9 protein-coding genes are annotated in these 11,934 nt (G+C 44.0%); 3 read left to right on the plus strand and 6 right to left on the minus strand.

Features of this window, described 5'->3' with window-relative positions; genetic code table 11:
* Positions 1-134: 134 nt before the first annotated feature.
* On the plus strand, positions 135-1,586 hold the full coding sequence (locus F0251_RS15715; protein ID WP_171731320.1) for a catalase: 1,452 nt from the start codon (positions 135-137) through the stop codon (positions 1,584-1,586).
* 208 nt (positions 1,587-1,794) lie between these two features.
* A complete protein-coding gene (locus tag F0251_RS15720; protein WP_061032113.1) occupies positions 1,795-2,667 on the plus strand; it encodes a patatin family protein in 873 nt (290 codons plus the stop codon).
* Between the two features lie 98 nt (positions 2,668-2,765).
* On the opposite strand, the gene F0251_RS15725 is transcribed toward F0251_RS15720, so the two are convergent.
* From F0251_RS15725 to F0251_RS15735, 3 genes are all read right to left on the minus strand, one after another.
* The gene (locus tag F0251_RS15725) at positions 2,766-3,761 is read right to left on the minus strand and encodes a 2-hydroxyacid dehydrogenase (RefSeq protein WP_008215907.1); all 996 of its coding nucleotides are present in this window, start codon (positions 3,759-3,761) and stop codon (positions 2,766-2,768) included.
* A 502-nt stretch (positions 3,762-4,263) separates the two neighbouring features.
* Positions 4,264-4,596, minus strand: a complete 333-nt coding sequence (locus F0251_RS15730; protein WP_004740404.1) for a DUF1971 domain-containing protein — start codon at positions 4,594-4,596, stop codon at positions 4,264-4,266.
* 69 nt (positions 4,597-4,665) lie between these two features.
* Positions 4,666-5,466 (minus strand): ferredoxin--NADP reductase, encoded by an 801-nt coding sequence (locus tag F0251_RS15735; protein WP_171731321.1) that lies wholly within the window; start codon positions 5,464-5,466, stop codon positions 4,666-4,668.
* Positions 5,467-5,799: 333 nt separating this feature from the next.
* Between F0251_RS15735 and F0251_RS15740 the strand changes: the two genes are divergently transcribed.
* Positions 5,800-6,744, plus strand: a complete 945-nt coding sequence (locus tag F0251_RS15740; RefSeq protein ID WP_171731322.1) for an acyltransferase — start codon at positions 5,800-5,802, stop codon at positions 6,742-6,744.
* Between the two features lie 111 nt (positions 6,745-6,855).
* On the opposite strand, the gene F0251_RS15745 is transcribed toward F0251_RS15740, so the two are convergent.
* From F0251_RS15745 to glgX, 3 genes are all read right to left on the minus strand, one after another.
* Complete coding sequence (locus F0251_RS15745; protein ID WP_171731323.1) at positions 6,856-7,578, minus strand: tRNA (adenine(22)-N(1))-methyltransferase TrmK; 723 nt, start codon at positions 7,576-7,578, stop codon at positions 6,856-6,858.
* Between the two features lie 151 nt (positions 7,579-7,729).
* Positions 7,730-9,472 carry a diguanylate cyclase gene (locus F0251_RS15750; protein ID WP_171731324.1) on the minus strand — a complete coding sequence of 581 codons (1,743 nt, stop codon included), beginning with the start codon at positions 9,470-9,472 and terminating at the stop codon, positions 7,730-7,732.
* 241 nt (positions 9,473-9,713) lie between these two features.
* A complete protein-coding gene (glgX, locus tag F0251_RS15755) occupies positions 9,714-11,693 on the minus strand; it encodes a glycogen debranching protein GlgX (protein WP_171731325.1) in 1,980 nt (659 codons plus the stop codon).
* Between the last annotated feature and the right edge of the window lie 241 nt (positions 11,694-11,934).

The following is an 11,934-nucleotide window of genomic DNA, read 5'->3' on the forward strand; positions in this document are numbered from 1 at the left end:
TATAAACGATTATATTTTCTGGTCACTCAGGTCTATTCTTTATCCATATTATTTTAGTGGTTTTTAAAGTATTGAATCCACTTAAATCTAAGATGTGGCAACGATGCGATATCTTTTACCTTAAGGAATAGACCATGAGTAAAAAACTAACTACAGCTGCGGGTTGTCCTGTTGCTCATAACCAGAATGTTCAAACGGCGGGCAAACGTGGCCCACAGCTTCTACAAGATGTTTGGTTTTTAGAGAAATTGGCTCACTTTGATCGTGAAGTGATTCCAGAGCGTCGCATGCACGCAAAAGGCTCAGGTGCTTACGGTACATTTACCGTGACCCACGATATTACCAAATACACCAAGGCGAAACTGTTCTCTGAAGTTGGCAAGAAAACCGACTTGTTTGCACGTTTTACGACCGTAGCTGGCGAGCGTGGCGCGGCTGACGCAGAGCGTGATATCCGTGGTTTTGCATTGAAATTCTATACCGAAGAAGGTAACTGGGATATGGTGGGTAACAACACGCCTGTGTTCTTCTTACGTGATCCTCTTAAATTCCCAGACCTAAACCACGCGGTGAAACGCGACCCACGCACTAACATGCGTAGCGCGAAGAACAACTGGGATTTCTGGACTTCTTTACCTGAAGCGCTTCACCAAATCACTATCGTAATGAGTGATCGTGGTATCCCAGCGACTTACCGCCACATGCACGGTTTTGGTAGCCACACATTCAGCTTTATCAACAGTGACAATGAGCGTTTCTGGGTTAAATTCCACTTCAAATCTCAGCAAGGTATTAAGAACTTGTCGGATGCTGAAGCAGCGAAGCTGATCGGCGAAGATCGTGAAAGTCATCAACGTGATCTGCTAGAAAGCATCGATAACCAAGACTTCCCGAAATGGACACTTAAAGTTCAAGTGATGCCAGAAGTGGACGCAGCGAAAGTACCTTACAACCCATTCGATCTTACTAAGATCTGGCCACATGCAGACTACCCATTAATTGAAGTGGGTGAGCTAGAGCTTAACCGTAACCCTGAGAACTTCTTCGCTGAAGTTGAGCAGTCAGCATTCAACCCTGCTAACGTGGTTCCGGGTATCAGCTTCTCTCCAGACAGAATGCTACAAGGTCGCTTGTTTGCTTACGGTGATGCGCAGCGCTACCGCTTAGGTGTGAACCATCAGCATATTCCGGTGAACGCGCCTCGTTGCCCTGTCCACAGCTACCACCGTGACGGTGCGATGCGAGTAGATGGTAACTTTGGTGGCACATTAGGTTATGAGCCAAACAATGAAGGCCAATGGGCTGAGCAACCAGACTTTGCAGAGCCAGCATTAAACCTTGATGGTGCGGCAGCACACTGGGACCACCGTGAAGATGAAGATTACTTCTCACAACCGGGTGATCTGTTCCGCTTAATGACTGCAGAACAACAAGCGATTCTGTTTGATAACACAGCTCGTAACCTAGGCGGCGTGCCTAAAGAGATTCAACTGCGTCACTTAAGACACTGTTACAAAGCCGATCCAGCATACGGCGAAGGCATTGGTAAACTGCTTGAAATCGATGTAAGCGAATTTAATTCGTAATCAATAAGCTTGATTAGTTAAATGAAAGGCCGTTGAGTTAATCACTCAATGGCCTTTTTTATATCATTGGTATAAGTAAACTATTGAATCTTAGACAATTACCTAACGATAGTTTTTCCCTATCGAAGTAATAAATTATGCCCATTATCTTTATGATTTGGGTGGGATTATCCTACGGCTATCAGTTTATAAAGTAGTAGAGTTTGAGATGAGTAAAAGTGCATTAATCGTTGAAGGTGGGGCAATGAGAGGCATCTTTGCAGCCGGAGTATTAGACGCCTTTATGCAAGACGATTTTCGTCCTTATGATTTTGCGATTGGTGTATCTGCGGGTGTGTCTAATTTGGTTGGTTACTTATCTCAAGCGCCAAAGCGTAGCTACGGTGTGATTACCACGATGGCGACTGATAAAACTTTCTTTAACCCAGCCCGCTTCGCTAAAGGTGGTAACTTGGTTGACGTGAAGTGGTTATGGAATGAATCAAATCAACGTTACCCACTGGATTGTGGAGAGCTATTTTCAAGCATTCCACTGATTGCCGCGGTGACTAATGTCGACACAGGCAGTGCAGACTATTATCACATCAAGCCAGAAAACCTCTCGAATGTGGTTGAAGCAACAACGGCTTTACCTATCGCTTACCGTGAAACACCGTGTTTCTCTGGTGGTTGCTATACCGATGGTGGTGTTGCAGATTCAATCCCAGTTCGTGAAGCTTATCGCCGTGGTGCGCGCGATATTACCGTGATTCTTTCTCACCCACTGAGCTACCGAATGAAGCCGCAGAAGTATCAATGGATGCTGAAAAAGCTGTTAAAGAAATTCCCTAACATTGCAGAGTCGATGGCGGTGCGTGCCGAAAACTATAACCAATCTTTGGAGTTCATTCGTAACCCTCCAAAAGATGCGACTATCAAGGTGATTGCGCCACCGGAAACGTTCGCAGTTAAGCGACTCACTATGGATCAAAACATCTTAGATGCAGGCTATCAGATGGGCTTGAAAGCAGGGGAAGAACACTTAGCGATTCGTAAAGGGACCTATGGCTTAGATATCGAGGACTGCCACTTTTGCATCTAATTCTGTCTACGATACAGGCATAAACCAAAAAGCCACGCTGTTCACTAGGGATAGCGTGGCTTTATATTTGTAGAGCGAGTTTGTTTTAACTCAGTCCGTTATTGAACAAGCTCATTGCCGCTTGTGTTGCCTGCAAAAAAAGCGTCAACACTGGTTAGGGTTGTATTAGCAATGTTGAACAGAGCATCTTTGGTCAAGAAAGCTTGGTGGCCAGTGAACAGCACGTTATGACAAGCCGATAGACGGCGGAACACGTCATCAACAATCACGTCATTTGATTTGTCTTGGAAGAACAGCTCTTTCTCGTTGTCGTAAACATCAAGCCCAAGCGCACCGATCTTGCTCTGTTTAAGCGCTTCGATAGCAGCTGTGGAATCCAGTAGTTCACCACGGCTTGTGTTGACGATCATCACGCCATCTTTCATCTTCTCGAATGCAGTCGCGTCTAATAGGTGATAGTTCTCTTTACTCATCGGGCAGTGCAGAGAAATCACATCAGACTCTTTGTAAAGCTCGTCTAGCTCTACATATTTAGCACCTAGCTCAACGGCTAGTGGGTTTGGGTATGGGTCGTAACATAGGATGTTCATGCCCAAGCCTTTCAGAATACGCATGGTCGCTAGGCCAATTTTACCGGAACCAATCACACCCACAGTTTTGCCGTAAAAGTTAAAGCCAACCAAGCCTTCTAGAGAGAAGTTTGCATCACGAGTGCGTTGGTATGCCTTGTGAAGTTTACGGTTCAAACACATCATCATGCCGACAGTGTGCTCTGCTACTGACTCTGGTGAATAAGCAGGAACGCGAACCACTTGCAGGCCAAGCTCTTTGGCTGCGTCTAGGTCGACTTTATCAAAGCCAGCACAGCGCATTGCAATCAGCTTGGTGCCGCCTTGTGCAAGAATCTCCAGCACTTCTCGTGATAGGTCGTCGTTTACAAACGCACAAACCACTTCGTTGTCGTGCGCCATTTTCGCTGTGGTTGTGGTGAGGCGAAAATCATGGAAATGAAACTCAGCGTTGAGTTCGCCTTTCGCAAGGTTGAATGATTTTTCGTCGTATGATTTTGAGCTAAAAAAAGCAATGTTGAGCATGGCTTCCTCTCTTACCTAAAAAGTGAATACCCCAATTATGTTTATTTGATAAGGGGTTAAAGCTAGGGCGTGTTGACCTTTCGTGGTTAAATTTTGTTCGAGATAAAAGCGTTTTAATCGCGGCGAGGGGGAAGTAGCCTAGTCACTCTAAGTAAATCCCCCTCAACAAAGAGTAAAACGCTTTTTGCGGGGGCGCCCAGCTCGAACCCTTCGGGCAGCGTTTGCTGGTCATTTCTACTGCGTTATCGGCTTCTCATGTAGGCTAGCTACACATCGACGCCTCTGCCTTGTATAAATACCCAGCAACTCGCTGTAAAAATCAGCTCGAAAGGTCAACACGCCCTAACAACTTCGTTCAGTGTGCTAGAGTTTATTTGTCTTGTCTATCACCATTAGTCATTGTAATTACTATGGTTATTTGGTCTTTTATCTTTACTTATTGAACGCTAAAAATCACAGTACGAACTAGCTTGCTTATAAGTTCATCAATATCGAATAGATCTTACTTTCGAGTGTTGAACATCTTCTTGGTCTCTTTTTCTGACCAGAAGTTAATGTTGAATTGTGCGTCGTCACTCAGCTCTACTCGGTGCCAATATTGAGGTGGACTGGTGGCAAATTGCCCTGCTTCGATAGTGATAACGGTTTCTGGTTCTGTTGCTTCAGCATCAGCAAAACCATAGAAGGTCACTGTGCCTTCCATTACGCAGATCTGACCAAACACGCCTTCAGCCGTATTGTGATGATTGAGCAATGCTGCTGGGATGTTGTCCTTAGTGAAAAACGGTGTTGAACGTTGAATTTTCCAGTGAGAAGGAATACGTAAATGACTCATATAAAACCTCTTATTTTAACTTTAACTGTGCTTTGAAATAGATACCACGGTGTTTTAGGTGGCCTATCTTTACCAGTAATTTTCACTGCTGAATTGACCAGGCTTTCGGCGTAGATGCTTTTCGAAACCTAAACTTGTTAGCGCGTCACTTGTGTCACGAACCATTTGCGGATTGCCGCAAAGGTAGAAGAAACTGCGGGTTTGATTGAAAGTGACAGACGCGGCTTGCTCGAGGTCGCCTCCAAGTAACAAACTTGGGATTCGTCCGCGCAAAGTTCCGGTAACTGATTCTCTAGAAATAATTGGCACATATTTAAGTCTCCCTTGAAAGTGATCAACGAGTTGAGTGATACGATCTCGATAAGTGAGGTCTTGCTCTGTTCTGACGGCATGCACCAGAACTAGGTTTTTGAATGAAGAGGCTTTGTCTGAAGCCAACTCATTCTGCTGTATCTGAATGCTCTCAAGCATTGAGAAAAACGGACCTACCGCGGTTCCGGTTGAAAGCATCCATAGATCGTCGACGATCTCTGGGATCTCATCTAATGTCATAAAACCACTTGGGTCTTTGCCGACAAAGATGTCATCGCCAGCTTGCAGTTCGTGAAGCTGAGGCGAGAGCTGACCGTTCTGATCCTTAATAATCAAAAATTCTAGATGTTGATGGCCTTGCTCATGCTCTGGTGCATTCACCATGGAATAAGCGCGTCTCACGAACTCACCTTCGTTATTGAGCAAGCCAAGCTTAGTAAACTGACCTGCCTGATAAGAAGAGACCGGTGCACTAACCTGGAGTGAGAACAATTGATCTGTCCATTCTGTTTTGTTTAGGACTTTGCCTGTAACTAAACCATGAGGAATATCTGTCATATCATCCACCTTTAAGAAGAGAAGTTATCTCATTAAGGATACTCAACTATTTACACTTTAGAGTTGCATGTATCATGCCAATAATGAGAATGCTTATCAATACTGGTTTGAAGGGTGGTTGTTGGATCGAATGTTGTCAAAAAGACAATATACCAATAATGTCTAAATGACTTATCTGTGTGTTTTTGGTTTCGTTTTAATAGGCTTTCGCTGGTTGAACATCGTTAGCATAGGTTGAGTGGTTTGACCCCTAGGATATTCAATCAATTACTGAAGAGAATAATTTATAGATGCGTATAATGGCGGTTTTCGTTCTCAATATAACTGTGTTTTATGCTTGATAATCTTCGTATGGCCTTGAACGTATTGTTCGTGACCATTAATACTGCATTCACCGCATTGGCTGTGAGTCTGTTTGCCCTAATCAAACTTATTTTGCCAATCTCTGTCGTTCAAAAATCATGCACTCGCTTAGCTAACTTCACATTCTGGTGCTGGGCTTCTCTTAATTTATGGATGTTGAACGCCAATAACGATATCGAATGGCAAGTGGAAGGGGGGGAAGATATTTCGACCAAGCAGTGGTATTTGATGATGTCTAACCACCTAAGCTGGGCAGATATTGTGATTTTGTCTTCAATCCTAAAAGACAAAATGCCGATGACGAAGTACTTCTTGAAACATGAACTGTTGTACGTACCATTTGTTGGCTTGGCGTGTTGGGGCTTAGATATGCCATTCATGAGACGCCACTCTCGTGAGTTCCTATTACGTAACCCAGAACGCCGTAATGATGACTTCAATGCAATCAACAAAGCGTGTACTAAGTTCAAATTAGCACCGACAACATTGGTTAACTTTGTTGAAGGGACTCGTGCAAACCACGAGAAACTGACGTCAGCGAAAACCCCTTACCGTCACCTACTGAAGCCAAAAACAGGTGGTGTGGCGTTTGCTTTATCTGCAATGGGCCCAATTTTGGATGGCATCGTGGATGTGACCTTAGCTTACCCTGAAAACCAAACCTCTCCGTTTGAAGATATGCTGAAGGGCAAAATGACGAAGGTCGTTGTGCGTATTAAATTGCATCCAATGGATGAGAACGTGAACGGTAATTACTTTGAAGATAAGGCATTTAAACGTCGCTTCCACAATTGGTTGAACAATACGTGGAAAGAGAAAGACGCCTACCTTGATACGGTCTATGGGGTTGAGAAGCCTTCTGAGGTAGAGACAGTTGATGAGGCTGATAAGCTTTATAAGAAACAAGAACAGTAAGCTGAAACTGAATCGATAGGATTAAAAGAGCCGATAGTTCATTGAACTATCGGCTTTTTTATTGAATTAGGTTTTTTCAGAGGCAAGCGAGAGAGTTAGTGCTCACTCCCGTTAAATAGATTGGTACGCATCGATGATGTGTTTGACTTCACTGGGCTTACCTTGCTTCTCTTGGCCTTGATGAATACGTAAGTAGTGCTGCAGTGTTTTGGCTTTGTACTGCTGAGATACCTTCATTTGTTCATCACAACTCGGCGCCCAGATCTTGTCACCCACGTTTGATATCTCACTAACCGATCGGCTCTGTTCAGCTTCGCCTGAGTTATTGGTGACCAATAAAATTTCGTAGTAACGGCGGTTCTCTTCAATTAGCACTTCATCAATAAGGCCGAATTTGAGCGACTTTAAATGGCTTCTCAATTCGAATTGTTGATGCACAGGGCACAGCAAGAAATCGATCGCTTTGTTTGGGTGTTGACGGTGAATATCATCGACTAGTTTCTGAGTTAGATCGCCACCCACACCAGCGATAATGACTAGATGTCTGCCAGTGTGCTTTTCCAATGGAATCGCTGCGACATCCATGCAGTAGGCTTGCCATTGGCTGGTAACCGCTTGTTGCTCTGAATTATCTTGGGGAAAGTAACGTGTTAGCTTGCCTTCCAGTTCATTCATCAGAGACGGAACAATATCGACAAAGTGAATGTGAGGCGCTTTGTTATCCGCCAACAGTTGAACACCCAAGAAGCCGTGATCACAACAACAGTCCCAAATGTGTTGGTAGTCATTGCTGACAAGGGAATGGAGAGTTTGCAGTCGGTTACTTAGCTTCATAAGGCTCGTGTCGTTAGAAAAGGGGTATTGTCGTGTTGAACGCGCATTGTAATGACTTTCCATAAAAACAAAAGCACCTAGGGTATGAATCCTAGGTGCTTTGTTGTTATCGGTATCCAAGTAAAGGATAAAGTGAGCTTGTTAGGACAACCTATGAAGCCTTTGCAACTGCCCTGATGTGGCCTTCAACTCGATTCTTTCCAAGCTGTTGAGCAATAAGCTTTGCTTGCTCCGCAAGTGCTAGGGCTGTATCTGGCTCTCCCTCTATCTGAGAAAAACCGACACTCACGCCTAAAGAGAGGCTGATGTCTGGCGTCACAATAGTTTTCTCTGCTACGCCAATTCGGCACTGGTCTAGTTGGAGCTTGGCGTCGTTGGCGCCGTTTGCTTTAAATAATACTGCGAACTCTTTGCCTCCAACACGAGCAAGGCATAGTCCTTTAGGCTTCGGAAAGTACGAGCGTAGTGCTTCTGCTGTCAGCTTGATCATCTTGTCACCCACAGCTTCACCATAAGCACGGTTCACGTGGTCAAAATTATCGATATCGAGTAGAGCGATATAGGTTTCAGGCTGGTTGGCGTAGTTTTCCAGTGCAATATTAAAGCTACTTTTATTGTCTAATTGCGTCATTAGGTCTTTACTACTCAACTGGTGCTGAAGCAGTAAGTTAGACAGTGAGACTTCCGTGTAATCTCTGATCATACGTAAGATATTCTGGCTAATAGGCAAGTTCGCATTCACATATAACACCGCAATTAACTGCTGACGTGAGTATAAAGGGAGACAATAGTGGCGCTGGTCTATTTTGAGTTTACGGGCGAGTGGATCTGCGTCTTTACCGTTTCGATAAACCATAGCATTTGCGACAAAACGTTCTGAGAGCGCTTTGTCACAATGCACAGTTGATTTGTTCCCATGATAATCAAGCGTACTGAATGAGTGGTTCTCTGGTTGATACAGGCAGAACTGAATACCTTTATGGTAGGTAAAGTTATCCAAAATAGACTTCAGTTTGCGCTTAAAGCTCGCAAGGTCTTCTACTTTATTGAGCTGAGATAAAGAGACATTTAAACGATAAGCCAGGTAGTTGGCACCAATCCACAATAGAAGGAGCGAGCCAAGTACTACGCCTGTTAACGTAAATTGATGTGAACTGGTTAAGATGTCATGACGGTCGGTGCCCGCAATAAACACCCAATTCAAGCTGTTGTCTGCATCAAATACCGATATTTTGAAATTATCTTGATAGTAGTACTCATGTTTTCCGGCCAATTGCCCTTGCGAAAGCTGGTGGCTAATACCCGCATGATAGCTAATGGACTTCGAGCCAATTCGTTTTGGATCTGGATGGAAGACGAGTCGTTCAGTTGCTTTATCTACAACAAATACATAGCCATTATTAAGCGTTTTTAAATCTCTTAAACCTTGCGTGGTATGCATTAAATCAAACTCAATCCAGATTTCTTCGTTGAGCTTTTCTGCAGTGTGTTTAACGGCGAAAACCCATCGTCCATCGGCTTTTTGGTAAACGGAAGAGATGTAAAAATCTTCTACAACACCGTCTATTGAATGCCATTGTATTGTGGCGATTTGTTCATTGGAAAGAGGAAGACCACGAGTGGAGACATAATGTTGGGAGTTAGGTTGGTATCGAATGATATCGGAGAAGTTCGGTGTTCTTGTTAGAATATTATCGCTAAGTTCGCGAAATTTTTGGTCGCTAAAGTCAGTGGCGTTAGGTATGCCCAGACTGGTTTCTAAGAAATAGAGTTTACCGAATACGGCCTCTATGTTGGAACGAATAGTCGCGCTTGCGATGCGAATGTTTGATGCTGATTGGTTGGTTGCTGCGGTCTCTACTTTTTCTAATTGAGCTGCTGCGAGGTAAAGCATTCCTCCGGTTAATAAGATTATGTATGGTTTAAAAAGCCGAATAAGTGTTTTAGGTAAAGCCATGATATCCAAAGACGTGATAGATTCATTTTTATAGTACGGCCATACTAAACAGTTTTATTAATCACATCAATGCAAATGATTCCATATAAAAGAATGAATTTTGTGATATTCAGCTAACAAAAAAGCCAGCTAAAAATATAACTGGCTTTTATGGTTTTTGCTTTTTTATTGACTGGGCTTAACTTTCACTTAACTCAGTTTTGTTTGGCGAATAGTGCAAAATCGCCATCGATGTTGGTGAGAGCAGCAATTCCCCTTCGGCATGACCTGGCTTTACGTTTCTCAGGTTGGTATCACATATCGTCACCCAATTTTGTTCACGGTCATTGGGTAAGCTGAAACGCGCTGGGGCGTTGGTTTGGTTGATCAGATAAATCAGCTCATCGCCATCTTTACCAATACCAAGATGCAGTGCTACTGAGCTTAAACGGTTCCAATCATCATGCTCCATCAGCGTGCCATCGACACGGCTCCAGAAGATGCGATTAGAGTTACGTTTTTCGCCGCTGAACGCCTGGATAAAAGGCACCATGTATTGCTGACGTGCGGCGATCATTTCTGACAGCCAAGTTTTGAAGTAGGTCTTGCGCTCTGAATCTTCCCAGTTCAGCCAACTCGTCTCACTATCTTGGCAGTAAGCGTTATTGTTACCCTTTTGAGTATGAGATAACACGTCTGCTGTCAGAATGTGTGGAATACCGAAAGCAAACAGCAGGCTCGCCATGAAGTTACGTTTCTGCTTTTCACGAGTCGCGATAACCAAGAGGTTTTCGGTCTCACCCTCTACACCGTAGTTTTCAGAGCGGTTGTCACCATGCCCATCGCGGTTATTCTCACCATTTTCTTCATTGTGCTTGTGCTTGTACGAGACAAGGTCTTGCATGGTGAAGCCATCATGGTAAGTGATGTAGTTGACGGTTAGTTTGTAAGGCCAGTGCGCTGCACTGTAGATATCACGAGATCCCATTAGGCGTGTAGCAAACTCTTTTAGGTAACCCTGATCACCGCGCCAGAAACTACGTGTGATGTCTCTCAGCTTGTCATTACATTCATTCCAACCAAGTGGGAAATTACCCACTTGATAACCATTAGGGCCAATATCCCACGGCTCTGCAATTAACTTAGTTTCTTTAAGTACAGGGTCTTGAGCTACGGCTTTAAAGAAAGCAGCCTCAGGGTTGTAGTTGTCACCTTCGCGCCCCAGTGTGGCTGCCAAGTCAAAACGGAAGCCGTCGACTTGGAATTCGCTTACCCAGTAACGAAGCGTGTCCATGACTAGGTTGAGTGCTGGCTGGTGGGTAAGGTCGACTGTGTTTCCACAGCCTGTGAAGTTTGCATAATGGCAGCCGTGCTTGATGTAAGTTCGGCTATCTAGTGCCTTTAAGTTAAAGGTTGTGCCACCTTCGCCGCCTTCTGCTGTGTGGTTGTACACCACATCTAAGATCACTTCGATACCGTTGCGGTGCAGTTCACGAATCGCAGTTTTGAGCTCTGTGACGGCGTCTTTCTCTGCATAACGAGGGTCGGGTACCATAAATAAATATGGGTTGTAGCCCCAGTAATTCACTTTACCCATATCAAGTAGGTGGGGTTCGTGCATGCAGGCCGCAATGGGCAAAAGTTGTAATGAGTTGATGTTTTGTTGCTTGTAGAACGCAAGCATTTCAGGGCTGACTAACCCCAGGTAACGGCCTTTGATATTACTTGCGACTTCAGGGTGAAGTTGAGATAGGCCTTTAACATGCGTTTCAAACAGAACGGTCTCTTCACGGCCAATTCGTGGCTTTTCGACGCCTTGCCAGTCGAAGGTATCATCAACAACGACACATTTCGCCATCGTAAAGCTTTTCTCATTACTATAAGGCGTGGTGTAGTGGAGCGGCTCACTTATCGCTTTAGCATAAGGGTCAGAAAGTAATATTGGACCATTAGCTGTTTCTGCAATGAATCCGTATTTTTGCCCCGCTTTAATACCTTCGATAAATACATATCGAATATCAGCGTATTCATTGTCCAATTTATAAGTTGTGAACTCCTCGTTCTCATCAAAAAGAGCGAGTGAAAGAGATTTACAGTCAGGAGAATAAATAGAGAAGTTGCAGCCAGTGTTACCTAGCGTTGCGCCTAGCGGATAAGGGCGAGCGAGCGTTCTAGTCATTGCTTGATTTCTTGTTCGTTTATCAACATCAGTGAACTATTAGTAAAAGGCTTTGTCACAGTAAGGTCAAGCATCTTCACAGATTAATTACGGTTAAAAAAATAATTGATCGATGAAGTTCAAATTATATATTTGAAGTAGATCTCACTTATGCTGAATAATTAGATCTTCGTGCTGTCTACTCCTCCTAGATTAAGTGATCCACCTCTTTAAAACACCATTCTGTATATTTTCTACTCCC

Origin of the sequence: Vibrio sp. 070316B (assembly GCF_013114115.1) — a bacterium.
GTDB classification, from domain to species: Bacteria; Pseudomonadota; Gammaproteobacteria; order Enterobacterales; family Vibrionaceae; genus Vibrio; species Vibrio chagasii_B.